At 61.5% G+C, this 19,460-nt stretch carries 9 protein-coding genes; 7 read left to right on the top strand and 2 right to left on the bottom strand.

Translation table 11 applies throughout. The features are described 5' to 3' along the window. Nucleotides 1-384: 384 nt before the first annotated feature. Nucleotides 385-552: a hypothetical protein gene (locus QM672_RS10165; protein WP_156771738.1), complete on the bottom strand. Its 168-nt coding sequence runs from the start codon at nt 550-552 to the stop codon at nt 385-387. Between the two features lie 346 nt (nt 553-898). On the opposite strand from QM672_RS10165, the gene QM672_RS10160 reads away from it, so the two are divergent. Both QM672_RS10160 and QM672_RS10155 read left to right on the top strand, forming a co-directional pair. Further along, complete coding sequence (locus tag QM672_RS10160; RefSeq protein ID WP_082980089.1) at nt 899-1,633, top strand: LuxR family transcriptional regulator; 735 nt, start codon at nt 899-901, stop codon at nt 1,631-1,633. A 76-nt stretch (nt 1,634-1,709) separates the two neighbouring features. Continuing rightward, nucleotides 1,710-2,348, top strand: a complete 639-nt coding sequence (locus tag QM672_RS10155) for an acyl-homoserine-lactone synthase (RefSeq protein ID WP_311935179.1) — start codon at nt 1,710-1,712, stop codon at nt 2,346-2,348. A 223-nt stretch (nt 2,349-2,571) separates the two neighbouring features. Here the strand turns inward: QM672_RS10155 and QM672_RS10150 are convergent, their stop codons facing one another. Continuing rightward, the gene (locus tag QM672_RS10150; RefSeq protein ID WP_415082328.1) at nt 2,572-3,336 is read right to left on the bottom strand and encodes a 4'-phosphopantetheinyl transferase family protein; all 765 of its coding nucleotides are present in this window, start codon (nt 3,334-3,336) and stop codon (nt 2,572-2,574) included. A 758-nt stretch (nt 3,337-4,094) separates the two neighbouring features. Between QM672_RS10150 and QM672_RS10145 the strand changes: the two genes are divergently transcribed. From QM672_RS10145 to QM672_RS10125, 5 genes are all read left to right on the top strand, one after another. Further along, complete coding sequence (locus QM672_RS10145; RefSeq protein ID WP_415082466.1) at nt 4,095-5,987, top strand: amino acid adenylation domain-containing protein; 1,893 nt, start codon at nt 4,095-4,097, stop codon at nt 5,985-5,987. Beyond that, nucleotides 5,984-14,038: an amino acid adenylation domain-containing protein gene (locus QM672_RS10140; RefSeq protein ID WP_415082326.1), complete on the top strand. Its 8,055-nt coding sequence runs from the start codon at nt 5,984-5,986 to the stop codon at nt 14,036-14,038. The genes QM672_RS10145 and QM672_RS10140 overlap by 4 nt, the downstream gene beginning before the upstream one ends. A 5-nt stretch (nt 14,039-14,043) precedes the next feature. Further along, nucleotides 14,044-16,500, top strand: coding sequence for a condensation domain-containing protein (locus tag QM672_RS10135; protein ID WP_415082464.1), 2,457 nt, complete (start codon nt 14,044-14,046; stop codon nt 16,498-16,500). 62 nt (nt 16,501-16,562) lie between these two features. Further along, a complete protein-coding gene (locus QM672_RS10130; RefSeq protein WP_415082324.1) occupies nt 16,563-17,615 on the top strand; it encodes a dienelactone hydrolase family protein in 1,053 nt (350 codons plus the stop codon). Between the two features lie 873 nt (nt 17,616-18,488). Then, nucleotides 18,489-19,193: a response regulator transcription factor gene (locus QM672_RS10125; protein ID WP_311935170.1), complete on the top strand. Its 705-nt coding sequence runs from the start codon at nt 18,489-18,491 to the stop codon at nt 19,191-19,193. The last annotated feature ends 267 nt before the right edge of the window (nt 19,194-19,460 follow it).

The raw sequence follows: 19,460 nt of genomic DNA, 5'->3' as shown, positions 1-19,460 counted from the left end.
AAGCCATGAGATTGCTATCTGTCGATAGCATTGCGCCTATGCGGGTATGTGACAGCGCTTGGGGCAGGAGCAATAGAGCGCGATGAGCCAAGCCCAGAAGCTCGGTTTGGGGTGTCCTCGTGGATAGAGTGCCGGCGGGATTGGATGTTTGCGGAAAGACGATGGCGTCGCGCTGCCCTTGGAAATCATCGAGGAGCGACGCTGGCCACACATATCCGCGCATGGCGGCCTTGCCGATGACCATAGGAGGGACCTGCCACGTGGGCATCCTTGGCGGTGCCCTGCAGATCAAGACATGACGGAAACCCGCGGCAGCATGACCGCCCGGGCTTCATGTCATTCAGCAGAGTGTGTCGATCTCAGCCAGGTTTCCGGCGGCGACTTTCAGGCCCGCTTGGGAAGCTCGTTGCCAAAACTCGTCCAATGAGCCGTGTTCAGGATGCTGCGTCCCTCGACCTCGATGTCGCCATCGGCCGTCATCACGATTCGCACCGGCCCATAAGCCACCAGATCGATGGTGATCGTGCCGGTGTCGTCATCGATGGTGACCATCGATTGACCTTGTTGAACTTTAGGCATTGCGTCGTGACCCTTGTTTATCATCGGTTCGACCCCACCGTTCGCGGGAATGGCGAAACATCGTCGTATCGAAGGTTGAAACGGTTGTCGTTTCTTGACAGATATTCAACCGATCAACCTTGGTTGGTTGGTTACTAACTGGCATCGGACTGAAATGAACTCAGAGTGCTGCCATTCTTCTTTCGAGATTTAAAGAGACATCGAAGTATATAATCCAAGTCTTCATTCTATCCCGCCGGGCACCCAAGAAGTAATCTAGGAACTAGCATCCCGCTACGTTTTGCACTATCATACCGCCCCGAGGTTTAGGGGGCGGCATATGAGAGCGCTCGACAAGATATATTATGATATTGTCGATGAAATTGGCAGTGTACCGACGTCTCGTGACGTAAAAGGGATGCTGAATCGTGTTGTTCAGAGTTACGGGCTGCGTACGGCGGCCTATTTTGCTGTAAATATTCCTAGCTCTAATGGTGACGATCCCTATTTGGCCGTTACTTACTCCGATGATTGGGTTGAACACTATAAGAGCGAGAATTACGTTAGAATAGATCCGGTTCTAAGGGAGGGGTTTTCGGCCGTCCTGCCCATTGACTGGCGCAAATTCGACCTGAAGGGGTCGAAGCTCCGAGCCTTTTTCGGCGAGGCCGCCGAATTCGGGCTGGGGCGTCAGGGCCTGACCTTCCCTATCCGCGGCCGCCATGGCGAGCGCGCCCTCTTCACCATCACCAGCGACGTCTCCGATCAGGAATGGGATCAGACGTTGGGGGCCTTCCAGCGCGACTTCCAGGTCTTGGCCTACCATATCCACAATGCCATCCTGCGTACGGAGGCGGTTGAAGAAGAGGAAGTCCATCTTTCTCCGCGTGAGATCGAATGCCTGAAATGGGTTGCCCGCGGCAAGACGGTCTCGGAAACTGCGACGATACTCTCCCTTTCGGATCGGACGGTGCGGTTTTACCTCGACCTGGCTCGAGCAAAACTGAATGCAACCAATGTTACTCATGCCGTCGCCAAGGCAATGAATATGAGCATTTTTTTCGGATCGAGGTAACCCGTCAAATACGCCGTATTTCTAAGGGAATAAGTGACCAATAAATTCGAGCAGATTCCGACGGAGGGTCTGTTCGATGATTGAAGTCATTCAAAGTTACGAACGTCATTTACATACCGAAACCCTGGATGCACTTTACGAGATGCGTGCGAGGGTCTTTAAAGACAGGCTTGATTGGGACGTTAATGTTTCAAACGGTCGCGAGATAGACTATTTCGACGATTGTGATCCTGTCTACTTGATATCGCGAAATCAATACACGGGTCGTGTGGAAGGTGGTCTGCGCCTGTTGCCGACGACCGGCCCGAATATGCTGCGCGATGTCTTCTCAGTACTGTTGCCGGATGGCGAAATTGTGGAGAGCCCGCTCATTTGGGAAAGCTCCCGCTTCGCGATCGACCCCGACCTAGCCAATGACGGCAACCGTCGCCTGCATTCGGTGACGACGGAGCTGCTGTGCGGCATCGTCGAGGTCGGCATGCTTGCTGGCATCGATTTCGTGGTGTCTGTCTACGATGCCCGCATGGCCCGCATCTTCAAGCTGGCCAACTGCCCGGCGGACGTCATTGGTGTGCCGACCAGAATCGGCCGCGTGATGACCTATGCCGGTCTCTTCGAGATCAGCGAGGAGATGCGCGCCGGGATCGCTGCAGCCGGCCAGATCACAGGTTCGGTCCTGCGTTCCGAAACGCAAGTCCACGCGGTTGCAGCTTAAGCCGCAATCGTTGAGTTTGCGAGCCAATTGGCTGGAGCAGCGCAAATTTCGATGCCCGAGGCCAGGAAGGCTCCGGGCTCATCCCCGTCGCCTTGGGAATGTGGGCTGGATGCCGTCGCCAGGAGCCGGCGCCACATTCTGAGGTGTCATAGGGCGTCCAAGGGCCGCAAGCCCTCGGCATGCTGCTTGTCTGGCGTATCGGCAGTGTGGCTGATGCTGTCCGTCAAGCCATTTCGACGATCGACCAATCGAGGCGCCGTGCTGCCACCGAGCCAGTGCGGTTCATAGCGGATCTCAGAGCGTGAATACGCCAACATTTCGCTTCGTCGGGATCGCCACCGACGAAGCGGGGTGCCGTGTCGCCCCGGATGGCAAGATCGAATTCGAAATGGGTTGGCGGGTGAGCAAAGCCCGTGCCGAGCGCCTTCAGGCACGCTTCCTTGCGCGCCCAATTCTCGAAGAAGACGCCTTGCCGCACGCCGGCTGGCAGTGCCTCGAATTGTGTGTGCTCGGCAGGTGAAAATACCTGCAATGCGATGCTGTCCTCGATCGGGCGGATATGCTCGATGTCGATGCCGATTTCGCAGTCGTTCGCGACGGCGAGGGCGGCCGTGTTTTCGCTATGGCTCAGATTGAAGCAGATCCGCCATTCCGAAGGCTGGGTTGTGCAGAAGGGCTTGCCTTCGGCGCCATAGCCGAAACCAACCGCTTGCGGCGATACCGCGAGATAGTCGGCAAGAATTTGCCTAAGCCTTCCGCGCGCCGCCACGAAGCGGCGACGATGCCGCTCGAAGCGGAATTTGTCAGCGCGACCGCGCTCCTCCCCCGACAAGACCTGCCAGTTGCGCTCGAAGTCGTCTTCGTCGGCGTCAAGGCTCCATTGCCAGACATGAACGTCGTGTGGAGTAGGGGGGGTGAGCAGGGGAAGCGGCATCGAAAGCTTGGATTCAACTGGCGTGGCGGTTGACTGATTCCACTCGATCAGCATCGAGGCCGGCGCGCAACCTCTCCCGGGTCGAGCGATGGCGGAGGCGTTTGAGCCGTCACTCCCACCTTCAGCCCTGTGCCTTACGGCTATCGGGGTAGGGGCGTGAGTCTCCGGGATCGATGGAGCCTACTCCTTTTGGTCCGATTTTGCCTATCGGGTGGGGGGAGGGCATTCAATTTCCCGAATTGAGGCCGTGATCTTCAAACTCTACAATAATCGCAGTGTTTCGCTGGATGGGTTCTTTGGGTCTGCATTGAGCTTCAACTGTTTTCTTGGTTTCCGCAAAGGTCATTTTGGTTTTTCGGCGTCAAGAGAGCGAAAGAGGTATACCACCTCAATAATTCCTTCGTAGAATGTAGTGTGCTTTGTAGTTTTTTAAATCTACGTGCGAAGATTTTTTCGTTTCACGGTAAATTCACGCATGTTTTCGAAACATATGTTTATGTCGATATTGAAGTATTTCTCACGCATATCTGGAATGAGAAAGGCAATAGCTGATCTGGGAATGTTCGGCGCAATTATGGGACTGGTTTGCTGGGGAATGTGTGAAAACGCACACGAAGCGTCCGAAAGCCGGGATATTCCGGTTCGCGCGCAATCGTAAGCTCGGCACCTCTGGCCGTCCCGACGGGCCGAAGGAAAGCAATGGATATCACATCGGTGCTGCAGGCGTCGGCAACGGCGGCTTGGCGGCACGGCCTGCGGCGGAACGATCCTCCGGGGCACTATACACGATTTTGCATGGGGGCTCCGTGAGTATGTTTCAAACCAACCTTTCCGTCCATCAATTGATCAGCGAGCAGGCCGCGCTTCGCCCCGACAGCCTTGCGGTGACCTGTGACGGCGTTTCGATCACCTTCGGTGAGTTGAACGCGCGCGCCAACCAGCTCGCTCATCGCCTGCTCAAGATGGGCGTGAAGCCCAACACGTTGGTCGCCATCGGCCTGGAGCGGTCGATCGACATGGTCGTGGGCATGCTGGGCATCATGAAATCGGGTGCTGCCTATTTGCCGCTCGATCCGAGCTATCCGCGCGAGCGCCTGACCTTCACGCTGGAGGATGCCCGGCCCCTGGCATTCGTGACCACGGCCAGCGGCCGCCCGACGCTGCCGCCGAGCGATCTGCCGATGATTCTGCTGGATCAGGACGCCGATAGCCTCGGCACTGAACCGGTCACGAATCCGGACATCGCCATCGATCCCCAATCGCTCATCTACGTCATCTATACGTCGGGCTCCACCGGCCGCCCGAAGGGATGCCGGCTGACCCACCATAACGTCGTGCGGCTGTTCCACGCAACCGACCACTGGTTCGGCTTCGGCCCGCAGGATGTGTGGACGTTCTTCCATTCGCATGCCTTCGACTTCTCCGTGTGGGAGATCTGGGGAGCGCTGGTCTATGGCGGGCGCGTGGTGGTGGTGCCCCATCGCGTCAGCCGCTCGCCTGAGGATTTCCTCGACCTGCTCGTTCGAGAGCAGGTGACCGTGCTCAACCAGACGCCATCCGCTTTCCGCACTTTGATCGAGGTGGAGCGCCGCCGCCCAGAGGCCTCGGCCCTGGCCCTGCGCTACGTGATCCTCGGCGGCGAAGCCCTCGAGTTCCAGATGCTGCGGCCGTGGTTCAACCGCTACGGCGATGCCAAGCCACGCATCATCAACATGTACGGCATCACGGAAACCACCGTGTTCGTTACCTATCGTCCCGTGTCTGCAGCCGAGCTCGACAGCAACCGGGCAAGCCTGATCGGCGTGCCGATCCCCGATCTGACCATCCATGTGCTCGACGAGAACCGCAGGCCTGTCCCGGTGGGCGAGGAAGGCGAGATCTATGTCGGCGGGGCGGGGGTGTGCCTGGGCTATCTGAACCGTCCCGAGCTGACGGCGGAGCGTTTCATCGACTGGCAGCCCTCGGAAGGTCAGGCAGCCGAGAAGCTGTACAAGACCGGCGATCTCGTCCGGCGTACGGCGGACGGTGACCTCGAATATCTCGGGCGCGGCGATCACCAGGTGAAGATCCGCGGCTTCCGCATCGAGACGGGTGAAATCGAAAACCAGCTCATGCGCCATCCTGCCGTAACGGCTTGTGCCGTGATCGCTCGCACGGATGGCCCCGGGGAGGCGAAGCTGGTCGCCTATATCGTGCCTTCGGCCACGTCGGCCGATGCCGCCACCCTGAAGGCACATCTGGCCCAGACCTTGCCGGACTACATGCTTCCCTTCGCCTTCGTCGACCTCGGCGAATTGCCGATGACCGAGAATGGCAAGCTCGACCGCAAAGCGCTGCCCAGCCCGACTTTCGTGGCCAGCCCGATCGTGCCGGAGGCGCGCGACGAGATTGAACAGAAGATTGCGGCCATCTGGTCGCGGGTTCTGTCCGTGCCCGACGTCAGCACCAAGATCAATTTCTTCGATCAGGGTGGAAGTTCGCTGCAGATCCTGACTGTTCTCAACGAAATCCAGGAGAGTATCCATCCTGAGCTTCGTTTGAGCGACGTGTTCGAGCGTCCCACCATCACGGCTCTCGCCAATTTCATCCGCTCGAGTTCCGCGCCTGCCGCGAGCCCGGCCGCCAGGCCGGAGAATCTGCGCGCCCGCCAGCAGGCCGAGGCGCTCCAGCGCATGCGCCAGCGCCAGATGGGAGCGGCAAGGTGAGCTCCATCCCCGACCCTCCACTCAACGCCATTGCGGTGATCGGCATGGCGGGCCGCTTTCCCGGTGCCCGCTCCGTCGGTGAATTCTGGCAGAATCTGCGCAACGGCGTGGAATCGATCACCCGTTTCGAGGACAGTGAGCTCGAAGATACGTACGGGCCCGACATTCGGCGGGCGCCCAATTTCGTGCGGGCGCGGCCGATCCTGCCCGATGTCGAGTTTTTCGACGCCGAGTTCTTCGGCATGTATCCGCGCGAGGCAGAACTGACTGACCCGCAGCATCGCATCTTCCTCGAATGCGCCTGGGAAGCGCTCGAGGACGGTGGCTACGATCCGGCGAGCTATCCCGGCAGCATCGGCGTCATCGCCGGTTGCAGCATGAACACCTATTTCCTCCATCACGTTGTCGGCAATCGCAACGTGTCAGAGGATTTCACCAATGCCTTCCAGGTCGGGCAATATCCGATGCTGCTCGGCGCCAGTCGTGAATTTCTGGCGACGCGAGTGTCCTACAAATTCAACCTGAACGGACCGAGCTTCAGCTTGAACACGGCTTGCTCGACCTCGCTGATGGCGATCGCGCAGGCTTGCCAGCAATTGCTGCTGTTCCAGAGCGACATGGTCATTGCCGGCGGCGTTTCGATCACCTTCCCGCAGAAGCGCGGCTATCTGACCCAGGAAGGCGGCATGGTGTCGGAGGATGGCCATTGCCGCACCTTCGACGCCGACGCCAGAGGTACCGTCTTCGGTAGCGGCGCCGGCGCCGTGCTGCTGAAGCGGCTCGAGGACGCGCTTGCCGACGGCGATCATATCTATGCCGTGGTGCGCGGCAGCGGCGTCAACAATGACGGTTCGGCCAAAGTCGGCTACACCGCGCCGAGCTCCGATGGCCAGGCGGCCGCCATCATGATGGCGCATGCCAATGCCGGGGTCGATCCCCGCTCGATCAGCTATGTCGAATGCCATGGTACCGCAACGCCGCTCGGGGACCCGATCGAGATTGCGGGCCTGACCAAGGCTTTCCGCGCCACGGGCGACGCGGGCAGGCAGTATTGCGCAATCGGGTCGGTCAAGAGCAATGTCGGCCACCTCGACGCGGCTGCTGGCGTGGTCGGTTTCATCAAGACGGCGCTCAGCCTCGAAAACCGCCAGTTGCCGGCGACCCTGCACTTCAAGAAGCCCAATCCGCGTCTCGACATCGAAAACAGCCCATTCTTCGTCAATGCGGCGCTGAGGGACTGGCAGGAGGGGCCGGAGCCGCGCCGGGCGGGCGTCAGCGCCTTCGGCGTCGGTGGCACCAATGTGCATGTGGTGCTGGAAGAGGCGCCGATGCCGACGCCGCGTCCAGCGGCAAAGGGCGTCGAGATCCTCACTGTGTCGGCCCGCAGCGAAGCAGCTTTGGGCAAGGCCCGCTCGGCGCTGGCCGGATACCTGTCTGCCAATCCCGGGCTGGAACTCTCGGATGTCGCGCACACGCTGCAGCTCGGACGCAAGGCTTTCGACTATCGCTGGTCCGCCGCTGCCAGTGATATCCCGGCAGCCGTCGCGGCCCTGAACGACCCGGCGGCGCGTGTCTTCAAGGCCGCCAGCGATCCTGGCGTCGTGTTCATGTTCCCCGGACAGGGATCGCAATATCCCGACATGGGGCGTAGTCTCTACGAGGCCGAACCAGGCTTCCGGGCCGACATCGACCGTTGTGCGGCGATCCTGCGGCCGCATCTGGAGCGCGATCTCAAGGACCTGCTCTATCCCGGCAGGCGCGAGGCCGATGATCACAAGCAGCTGGCTGCCACCTGCTATGCCCAGCCTGCGATCTTCGCGGTCGAGTATGCATTGGCCCGTTTGTGGATCGCCCGGGGGATCGTGCCGCGCGCGATGATCGGGCACAGCGTCGGCGAATTCGTCGCAGCCTGCCTGGCCGGGGTTTTTACGCTCGAAGAGGTGCTGCCGCTCGTCGCCGCCCGTGGTCGCCTGATGCAGGACCTTCCGCCGGGAGGGATGCTGGCGGTGAGGCTGCCCGAGGCGGAGCTTGTGCCTTTGCTCGGCGCCGATCTTGCCATCGCTGCCATCAACGGCCCAGCCTTGTGTGTCGCATCCGGGCCGGACGACGCCATCGATGCGCTGGAAGCGCAGCTGAAGGCACGCGGTGTCGTCAGTCGCCGACTCCACACCTCGCATGCCTTCCATTCCCCCATGATGGACCCGATCCTCGCCCCCTTCACCGAGGAGGTGCGCAAGATCGGACTGAGGGCGCCCGCCATTCCTTATGTCTCCGGCGTCACGGGCCAATGGATCACGGCTGAGGCTGCAACATCGCCCGACTATTGGGCGCGGCATTTCCGCGAGCCGGTACGCTTTGCCGACGGCCTGTCGCTTCTGCTCGGCGATACGGCGGCGATCCTGCTTGAAGTCGGTGCCGGCAACACCTTGACCACGCTGTCGCTGCAGGGTGCGGCGCGGGGCCGGACCGTGGTTTCCTGCCTGCCCGACTCGGCACGCGAGCGGCCCGACCAGGATACCGTAGCGGAGGCTGTGGGCCGGTTGTGGACCGCCGGCGTGGCCGTCGACTGGGCCTTGCAGTCGAGCGAGGCGACGCGGCGCAGAGTGCCTCTGCCGACCTATCCCTTCGAGCGCACGCGCCACTGGATAGAGCCGCCCACGCGCCAGCCTGCTTCCGCGGCTGTGGCCAGTCCGCCGGTCGCTCCGCGATCCGAACCGGCGCTTCCTGCCAATACGCCGCCTGCCGAAATCCTCGCAATGCCGCTCCCCGCGCAAACCGTGATGTCCGATATGACCGCCCGCACCGACACCATCAAGGCCGCCATTATCTCGATCTTCGCCGACCTGTCCGGCGAGGACGTGGCCTCTGCCGAACCCGGCACGACCTTCCTGGAAATGGGCTTCGACTCCCTGTTCCTGACCCAGGCTGCCCAGGAGCTCCTGAACAAGTTCGGCCTCAAGATCACCTTCCGCGCCCTGTTGGGGGATCTCGGCAGCATCGAGGCCCTGACGGAACATGTCGCAGCGGCGTTGCCGCCCGAAAAATTCGCACCTGCACCGGCGCCGGTTTCGGTTGCAGTGGCTCCGGTCGCCGCACCGGCTCCCAATGTTGTTTCGCCGGTTGGCCAATCTGCGCCTCTCCTTTCGACTGCGTTGCCGCTTGCCGGTACGGGAGCTGGCGTGGAGGGCTTGATGCGCGACCAGCTTCAGGTCATGGCGCATCTGATGCAGCAGCAACTCGAAGTGCTGCGTGGTGGGGCGGTATTGCAGGCTCCGGCTGTCCAGGCCGTGATGGCATCCCCCGTGGTTCCTTCCCCGACGCCTGCGCTTCAGGCCACGGCCGCCCCGCAGCCTGCCGCAGCACCCCAGGCAGATGCGGCCCCGGTCAAGGAATTGCCGTCGCGCTTCGCCGTCTACAAGAACAGCCAGAAGTCGCAGGATCAGGGGCTCGATGCCCGCCAGCGCAGCCATATCGAGGCGCTTACCTCGCTCTGGAATGCCCGCAGCCCCGGCTCCAAGCAGCTGACGCAGGATTATCGCAACGTCCTGGCCGACCCACGCGCAGCCTCCGGCTTCAATCCCGACTGGAAGGAGATGGTCTATCCCGTGATCGCGGCCCGCTCGAAGGGTTCGCGGATCTGGGACGTCGACGGCAACGAATATATCGATCTGGTCAATGGCTATGGCCAGACGATGTTCGGCCATGCCCCGGATTTCGTGGTCGAGGCGGTCGACAGACAGTTGCAGGAAGGCTTCGCCATCGGCCCGCAATCCGCAAGGGCGGGCAAGGTTGCGGCTCTCTTCTGCGAGATGACCGGCAATGAGCGCGCCACCTTCTGCAACACCGGCTCGGAAGCGGTGATGGCAGCCATGCGGGTGGCGCGTACGGTCACTGGGCGCAAGCGCGTCGTCATGTTCGCCGGCGACTATCACGGCCAGTTCGACGAAGTGCTGGTCAGGGGGCAGGTCCGTCAGGGCGAACATCGCACTTTGCCGGTGGCACCGGGTATTCCGCCGCAGTCGGTCGAGAACGTCACCGTGCTGGAATACGGCTCCGAGGAGGCTCTGGCCTGGATCCGCGAGCATGCGGAAGAACTCGCCGCCGTGGTGGTCGAGCCGGTACAGAGCCGCCGCCCGGACCTGCGCCCGGTCGAATTCCTCAAGCAGGTTCGCGCCGTGACCGAAGCGTCCGGCACTGCGCTGGTGTTCGACGAGGTGGTCACGGGCTTCCGCATGCACCCAGCGGGCATGCAGCACCTGTTCGACATCAAGGCCGATCTCGCCTGCTACGGCAAGGTGGTCGGCGGCGGGCTGCCCGTGGGCGTGCTGGCCGGTAAGGCCAGCTTCATGGACGCGCTCGACGGCGGCGACTGGCGCTATGGCGACGAGTCCTATCCGGAAGTCGGGGTCACCTTCTTTGCCGGCACCTTCGTGCGCCATCCGCTGGTCCTGGCCGCGCTCGAGGCGGTGCTCGAGCATCTGAAGGCCAGGGGGCCGGCCTTGCAGGAGGAGGTTTCGGCCCGCATGGGGCGCCTGGCCGAACAGCTGTCTGGTTGTTTCGCCGCGTGCGGCCTGTCCCTGCCGGTCCCGAGCTTTGGCAGCCTATTCTACATCAATCCGAGCCATGACTACCGCTTTGGCAGCCTGCTCTACTATCATCTGCGCGCCCGCGGCATCTATGTGCATGAGGGCTTCCCCTGCTTCCTGACCACCGAGCATACGGACGAGGATGTCGCTCGGATCGTGCACGCTTTCCGCGAGAGCATCGAAGCCATGCAGGCCGACGGCATGCTGCCCGGTGGCCCTCCGCTTGCGGGCGGCGACGGCAAGACCGGAGCGGCAGCCAAAATGGCCTCACCGACCGGTCCCATTGCACCGACCGCTTCCCAAACCGAGGTCTGGCTCTCGGCGCAGCTCGGCGACGAGGCCTCCTGTGCCTTCAACGAATCCATCAGCCTGAGTTTCGAGGGAGCCCTCGACACGCAAGCCCTGCGCGCATCGCTCAACGACGTCATTGCGCGACACGATGCGCTGCGTATCCATTTCGATACGACCGGCACCCGCATGAGCTTTGCACCTGAGCTTCGTCTGGAGCTGCCGCTGGTGGATGTTTCCCGGGAGGCCTCGCCGCAACAGGCGCTGAAGATGCGGATCGAACAGGATGCCAGGAGAGCTTTCGACCTGGTCGGCGGCCCGCTGGTGCGCGGCGAACTGGTTCGGCTCTCGCCGGATCGGCACGTCCTCGTCTTTACCGCCCATCACATCATCTGCGACGGCTGGTCGATCAATGTGCTGATCGGCGAACTCTCGGAATTCTATCGAGCCAAAGTCGAGAACAGCCAGCCCGTACTGGCCGAACCGCTCCCCTTCAGCAGCTACGCCCAGACCGTGCAGGAAGTGGCTGATGACGAAGCCTATTGGGTCGGGCAGTTCCGCACCGCGCCGCCGCCTCTCGAGCTGCCCTGTGATCGCGCGCGGCCGCCGATCAAGACCTTCAACGGTGGATCGGTCCAGTTCGCCATCGAAAGGCCGCTCTATGAGGCGGTCCGCAAGGCCGGAGCCAAACGCGGCAGCACCTTGTTTGCTACCTTGCTCGCTGCCTTCGAGATCCTGATGGGCCGTCTTGCCGGCCAGAATGAAGTGGTGGTCGGCATACCGGCCGCTGGCCAATCGCTGATCGAGGACGACAGGGCACTGGTCGGCCATTGCGTCAATCTGCTGCCGCTGCATGCGAGCTGGCAGGACGGCATGAGCTTTGCCGATTTTCTGGCCGTCACCAAGCAGAGCGTGCTGGAGGCCTATGACCATCGCAGCTGCACGCTCGGCACGATCCTGCGCAAGCTGACGCTCCCGCGCGATGCCAGCCGGCTGCCGCTCGCCGAAGTCCAGTTCAACGTGGAGCGCCTGGGCGGAGACTTGGCGTTTCCGGGGCTGACGACCGAAGTCGTTCCCAACCCCAAGCGCTTCTCCACCTTCGATCTCTTTGCGAATGTGACGGAATCCGCCAACGGCTTGCGCATCGATTGCGACTACAATGCCGATCTCTTCGACGAGGCGACGGTCCGCCGCTGGCTGGGGCATTACCGTGCCTTGCTGCAGGCGATCGCCGATGACGTGACCACGCCGATCGAGCGTTTGCCATTGCTGGCCGCCGGCGATGTGCCGGCCACCCTGGCCGGACCGTCCTTGCCTGCGCCTTCCGATCCGAACCTGCTCACCATTCATGGTCTGATCGAAGCCCAGTCAGTGGCCAATCCGGGGGGCATCGCCGCGCTCTTCGAGGATCAGCAACTCACCTATGGCGAACTCGACCGGCGCGCCGGCCAGCTCGCTGCGCATTTGCATGATCGCGGTCTTGGCAAGGGCGCACGCATTGCCGTGCTGGTCGATCGCTCGCTGGACATGCTCGTCTCACTGCTGGCCGTGCTGAAGGCAGGCTGTGCCTATGTTCCGCTCGCGACCAATCACCCGACAGCCCGGCTCAATGGCATTCTGGCTGAAGCTGAAGTCGCCGCCGTGGTGACCCAGGCAGCCTATGAAGACATTGCTTCGGCTGCGGCGGCCGTGACGGTCCTGGTCGATCGCGACCGTGACGCGATTGCTGCACGCCAGCCCTTGCCCGCATCGGTGGCCAGGGCGACCGGCGAGGATCTCGCCTATGTCATCTTCACTTCCGGCTCGACGGGCAAGCCCAAAGGAGTCGAAGTGACGCATGGCTGCGTCGCCAATTTCCTGGCCTCGATGCGCCAGGTGCCGGGCTTCACCGCCGAAGACCGGCTGCTGGCCGTCACCACGATCTCCTTCGACATCGCAGCGCTCGAGCTCTATCTGCCGCTGGCTTGCGGGGGCAGCGTGGTCATCGCACCCCAGAGCGAGACGGCCGATGGCCAGGCCCTGCTCAAGCGTCTGGAAGGCTGCGGCGCCACCGTGATGCAGGCAACGCCGATCACCTGGGTGATCCTGCTGGAATCCGGTTTCAAGCCTTCGCCGAAGCTGAAGATGCTCTGCGGCGGCGAAGCGATGCCGCGCAGCCTGGCGGATCAATTGGTCCAGAATGATGGCGAGCTGTGGAACATGTATGGACCGACCGAGACGACGATCTGGTCGTCGGTCGCCCATATCCGTCCGGGCCCGGATCCGATCACGGTCGGCCACCCCATCGCCAACACGCAGTTCCACGTGCTCGACAAGTTCGATCGCGTGCAGCCGCTCGGCGTGGTGGGCGAACTCCATATCGGCGGCGACGGCGTCGCCCGCGGCTATTTCCACCGGCCCGACCTGACTGCCGAAAAGTTCATTGCGGACAGTGTTTCGGGCACGCCCGGCGCGCGGCTCTATCGTACGGGAGATCTCGCCCGCCTCATGCCGGGTGGCCGCCTTCAGCTTCTGGGGCGCAACGACCATCAGGTGAAGCTGCGAGGCTTTCGCATCGAGCTCGGCGAGATCGAGGCCGCGCTCGGCAAGGCTGGCCTCGACGTCAATGCGGTGATCCTGCGCGAAGACAATCCAGGGGATCCCAGGCTCGTGGCCTATTACGAGGCGCCTGCCTCCAGCGCACCCAGCATCGAGGCTCTTCGCAATGCCCTCGGCCGGGACCTGCCTGATTATATGATACCCAGCCAGTGGGTCCGCCTTGACGCCATGCCGCGTGGGTCGAGTGGCAAGCTCGACCGCCGTTCCCTGCCCAAGCCGAGCGAGACATCCGCGAACGAGTTGTCGGGCACTTATGTCGCGCCCGGCAATCAAGCCGAAACGATCCTGGCGGACATTTGTGCCGAGGTTCTTGGACAGGGGAGAATCAGTGTGGCGGACGATCTGCTCATGCTTGGCGCGGATTCGATCCATATCTTCCAGATCGTGGCGCGTGCGAACCAGGCCGGGCTGAACCTGTCGGCCAAGACCCTGCTGCAGCAGCGCAGTATCGCCAAGGCGGCAGCCACGCTCGCGGGGGTGTCGCCGGCCGCGGAACCTTCCGAGCTCCCGCAGCTCGTTCGTGTTGCCAGGAGCAGCCGCCGTGTTGCCGCCAGCGCTCTGCAGTCTCCGGAACGGTGAAGCCGATGGCAGGTTCTGAAACAGGCAACGACATCGGTATCGGCGCCCAGGAGGCCGACACGGACCTCTATGCCTTTCCTTGTTCGCTGGCCCAGGCCCGCTTCTGGATCCTGGACCAGATCACCCCGGAAGACCCGGCGCTGAACGTTGCAGTGCGTTGGCGCTTGCGCGGCCGGCTCGACGTCGCCGTGCTCCAGCAGGCGCTGAATGCGGTGATCGACCGTCACGAGATCTTGCGCACCAGCTATCGCGACGTCGATGGAGAGCCCGAGCAACTCGTTCATCCCGACGCATCGATCCAGCTTCCGGTCATCGATCTGACCTTGCTGCCGGAAGCGAGCCGTCACGAGGAAAGAGAGCGCATCAGCCAGATCGAGGCACGCAAGCCTTTCGACCTTACGCGGGTGCCCAATCTTCGTGCGACCCTGCTGAAAGTCGGGGCCGAGGAGCACATCATCCTGGTTACCGTCCACCACATCGCCTGTGACGGCTGGTCGGTGGGGATCATCGCGCGTGACATGATGGAGTTCTACCAGGCCCGGCTGCGGCAGCGCGCGCCCAAACTGGCCGATCTTCCTCTGCAATATGCCGACTTCGCGGCGTGGCAGAGCGAATGGATGAAAGCGGACGCGCTCAAAAACGAGCGGGCTTATTGGACCTCGCAACTGGCCGGATTCAAGCGCTTCGATCTTTTTTCCGACAAGCCGCGCGGGGGAACGGGGGCTGCGCCGGCGCTCATTGTGGGGCGTCAGTTGCCCCGCACATTGACCGATGCGATGTCCGCCCTGGCAACGGTGGAGGGCTGCACGTTCTTCATGGTCGGGGCAGCCGCGTTGATGTGTCTCCTGCATCGCCACAGCGGCTCCGAGGACATTACGGTCGGCACGCAAATCGCCGGGCGAGATCGGGTCGAGCTCAACAACATTGTCGGCCCCTTCATCAATACCGTGCCCCTGCGCAGCAGGATCACTGGAAATCCGAGCTTCCGGCAATTGCTGGCCCATATGCATGACGTCATCGAGGGCGCGCTGCTCAACCAGCATATGCCGATCGAAGACATCATCGCTATTGCCAAACCGGTGCGCGAGCCCGGTCGCAATCCGCTATTCTCCGTCAACCTGATCTGCCAGCGTTCGTTCATACCCACCGATGAGCGCCCGGAACTCAGCCTGATCGACATGCCGTCCGTTTCGCCGGGCGCGCTTTATGATCTGAACTTCTTCTTCGTCGAGCGCCCCGATGGCTGGCGCATGTCCTGCGAATACGACACCTCGCTCTATAACAAGGAGACGGTGGAGGGGTATCTCGCCCAGTTGCAGGACCTGATCGACGGCCTCGTTGCCGATCTGGACCGGCCGGTGGGCGAGGGGGCCAGCCCGGCGCCCGTTCGCGCGCCTGCCCCGCAGCTGGCATCTGCGCGCGCACCCGGGCTTCCCGATGGTCATGTGCGCGTGGAAGCCGAGCTTGCGGACATCTGGGTCAACATCCTCAAGGTACCGATCCTCAATTTGAAGGACAATTTCTTCGCGCTTGGCGGGCATTCACTCTCGGCGTTCCGCATGCTTTCGCGGGTCGAGAAGGTCTTCGGCAAACGCATTTCCTTTGACGAATTGCACAGCCACCCCACCATCGGCGAGTTGGCCAAACTTCTGGGCGGGCCCGTTATCACGGAGGCGAAGGGGGCCGTGGTCATGCAGCCGCATGGCGCGAGCACGCCCATCTTCGCTTTGCACGACACCTTCATTTACCAGGAGCTGGTCAACCATCTGGGGGAGGATCAGCCCTTCATTTCGGTCCCGTTGCCGGCCTTCGTCGAGGGAGGCGCGGAAACCAGCCGGGCGGAGATGGTGGAACACTGCGTGCGCATCATCGAAGAAGTGCGCCCGCACGGCCCCTACATCCTGCTCGGCTTTTGCGCCGCGGCTCGGCTCAATGTCGCCGTCGCCCGGCGTTTGATCGAGAGGGGGCACACAATCGAACTGTTCGTGACGCTCGATGCCTGGGCTCCCGGCTATTCGAAGCGTCAGTCGCGGCTGAAGGGAATGCTGGGACGATACTCCTATCAGATCCAGTCAGGGCTCTACTATGCTCGTTGCCTCGTCGGTGGTGCGGAACAGCGCCGACACGCCTTGAGGCGCATTCGCCTCTTCCTGAAAGCGGTGTTCGGCCGGAAATCGTTCGAGGATGGGCCGGATGACGATGCACGGATCGGCCATTGGGTGGTCGAGGCCGGCAGAGACGAAGGCGGCACGCCGCTTCCCATGCCGATCCTCGCCTTCCACAACGAGAACATGCCGCTCGGCTATTTCCTCGACAGGACCATGGGTTGGAATGCCCTGACATCGAAGGGCGTCACCATGGTTTCGGTGGCAGCGACCCATGAGGAGCTTATTCGCCGCACGGCCTCCAGGACGATCGGCGACGTCATCAACGCAACACTCAAACAGTTCTCAGGCCGCTGAGGATCTCCATGCCAGCCTCTCTCATCCGATCGCCGGTATGGTCGAGCAGAAGAAAGGGGCTCGTGGGAGTGCTTTGCCTTGGGGCGGTATTGCTCGCGGTCGGTCTCGGTGTCGCAAGCCTCGCGCGGGCCGGCGATCCCGAGGTTGCAGTTACGCTGGTGCCATTGTCGGGGTTGTGTGGCGACAAATCCGCCGCTCTGCCGAGCGGTGTCGCCGGTCGCCTTGCTGTCAGAGCCTGGTATGCCAAGCAGGTCGCCGGCGCCGGCGCCGGGGCTATGCCTCTATCGCCCGTCATATTCTTCAATGCCGGCTGGGGGGGCAGTGTCGAGGGCCATATGAACCAGATCGACGCCCTGGTTCACCGCGGCTATGTGGTGATCGGAGTCGATCAGAAAGATCCCGAAGCCTACAGGCAGTTCGTCGATTTTTCGGGCGAGGAGGCATTCGTGCGCACCCGGGCGGCCGTCAACCTCAAAGCCGGTGCCTTTGCCAAGGACAATAGCATCGTCCTCGACATCCTGCGGGCAGCTGCCCCCTGTGCTGAGGACGGCGATGTCGCCTCCGTGCTGAGGAGGCTCGATTTCGAGCGGATCGGCATCATGGGCTATTCGTTTGGTGGTGCGGTCGCCGCGGAAACCAGCAGGCAGGACCCGCGTTTCAAGGCGGCAGTCAATCTCGATGGCTGGTTGTTCGGGGATGTCGGCAGGCTCGGCTTGAGCCGGCCTTTTCTCGAAATCAGTGACGATAGCCCGTTGCCGACGGCAGCCGACCTCAATTCGAGCGATACCGTGCTGCGCATGACGTCCAAATTGACGGACGAAGACTACACGCATGTTCTGGCCAATATGGAACGATATGGCGGATATTTCCTCGTCATGGCGGGGAGTCGGCACCAGAGCTTCGTCGACGTCTCCCAACGGTCGTTCCTGGCGCGGATGGCGTCCCTGTTGCCGAGCGCCAGAAACACGGTTGCGGCCGTGAACACTTATGCCGGCGCCTTTCTGGACCAGTATGTCGCCGGTGAAAATTCCGATCTCGGCAAGCTCATCGCTTCACGGGATAGTCGCGTCAAGATTGTATTCGCCAAGGCACCGGTGATGGAGGTGACGCAATGAGAGAGCGGCCAGCCATACCTCGCCGGGGCCACGATCGATGCGCGGATGTGATTCGCAGTTCGCGTTCGCGGGTCACGAAATCGCCACGAAGCGACATATTCCGGTCCGAGGGCGCCTCTGCTGTCGACGGCAGGCGCGCCGATGTCGGAAATGGAGGATATCATATTCCCCAAAGTCTGTGGTTGGCGGGGGCAATCAAACGAGCAAAGCCTGGAAGCTCCTGCGGCGATTCTGGAAGGTTTTTCTTCTAACCTGTTGAAAGGAAAGAGCGTTTCTCAATGGTGTGCGACGCGGCTCCGTAGATCGAGCCCGTTCGTATGCTTGGTGCTGTGCCTTCGACAAGCAGGAATCTGTTGTTGGTGAGGAGTGCAATTATACCTGTTCGATAGGTAACACAGTGCTTCCCTAACGGCATAAGGCGAGCTAATACGTCGACGCCGTACTTTGGACGGATTGGCCTCCTAAAAGTATCACGTCGGTGTCACGGAGCCTGGGGTCTAACGTAACGCATCATACAAAACTCCATGTGCTACTTGGCATTCTTATGGAGTTTACAAAGAGGCCGATACATAGTAGTAAGTAGCTTGAAAAACTATGCTTGACTGTTGCTGCGTTGATTGGCGGCATATGGTTATTCTAATCCAAGCATAGAATAAAAATGCTCAGAATTGAGTGCGCTGGTTGCCAGAATATTGACTGCCATGGTGCTGCTTTTTCAAGCACGCGCGTGGTATTTGTCGGATGACTTGTTTGGAGATTGAGACTGTGACTGATTATTCCGCGAGTAGCCAAGCTTTGATGCCATTTGCGGTAGGTTCAGTGCTGCCGTTGAAGTCATCTTCCTCTGTAGTTGAGCTTAGGAGGGAGGGATGTATGGAAGACAGCCTTCAAGATGACTCCGCTTCTGGCAAACTCGACCAGGATTTGCAAACCCGGATCGTCATCATTGATGAGAATGCTCTGTCGCGCAGCTGTCTGATGCGTTGTCTTGCTGCGAGTGAGGGAAATTTCGTTACGGAAGGATATTCGCGTATCGCGGATTGGGAAGCAGCCGGCGCGGCTGTGACCATGCCGATCGTCCTTCTCTGCGCGACGGGACGGAAGGCCACGGACACGGCCATACGGCGCGATCTGGATCTAGTCATCCAGACGGCGCCGGAAGCCCGGGTCATCCTTGTTTCCGACTATGAGGAACCGACGGAGATTGTGGCTGCTTTGGAACGGGGCGCGAAAGGCTATATCGCGATGAGCTCCAATCTCGATGTTGCGATTGCCGCCATTCGACTGGTGCGTGCTGGCGGTACTTTTGTTCCGGCTAGTGGCCTGCTGTCGTCGCGGTCTCAAAGCGTCCAGGCGAATGAGGAAGGCGAGACCAGCGGTCGTTCCCGTCAGACCGTCTTTACGCAAAGGCAGCTCGAGGTGATCGATCGCTTGCGCCAAGGCGAGTCGAACAAGCTCATTGCCTACAAGCTCAATATGGGAGAGTGCACCGTCAAGGTGCATGTCCGTAACATCATGCGTAAAATCAAGGCACGCAATCGCACCGAGATTGCTTTCTTGACCAATGAGCTGTTCTGAGATGCGGCGCCTATCGTGTTTTGTGATTTGATGGAGTCGTCAAGAATCGTAAGGACGCGTCAAACCAAAGAGCTGGAGCAAATTCGCGTTCGGTCATGAGCGCGCTTTGTTCCAGGCGCCGACGTCGATACACCGCCCCGATGCCGTAAAGGCATCGGGGCGGATTTGTTTTGATGTACGGGTTACCAGCCCTGATAAGAAGCGTGCGCGGTGCACCAACTCGGATCGGGAAGGCTTGCGGCGGGAGGGGACGGCATCTCGGTGGCC

The organism is Labrys sp. (in: a-proteobacteria), from assembly GCF_047605565.1.
Lineage (GTDB): Bacteria > Pseudomonadota > Alphaproteobacteria > Rhizobiales > Labraceae > Labrys > Labrys neptuniae.
Note: the sequence above shows the minus strand (reverse complement) of the source record. Positions and strands in the feature narration are given on the sequence as shown.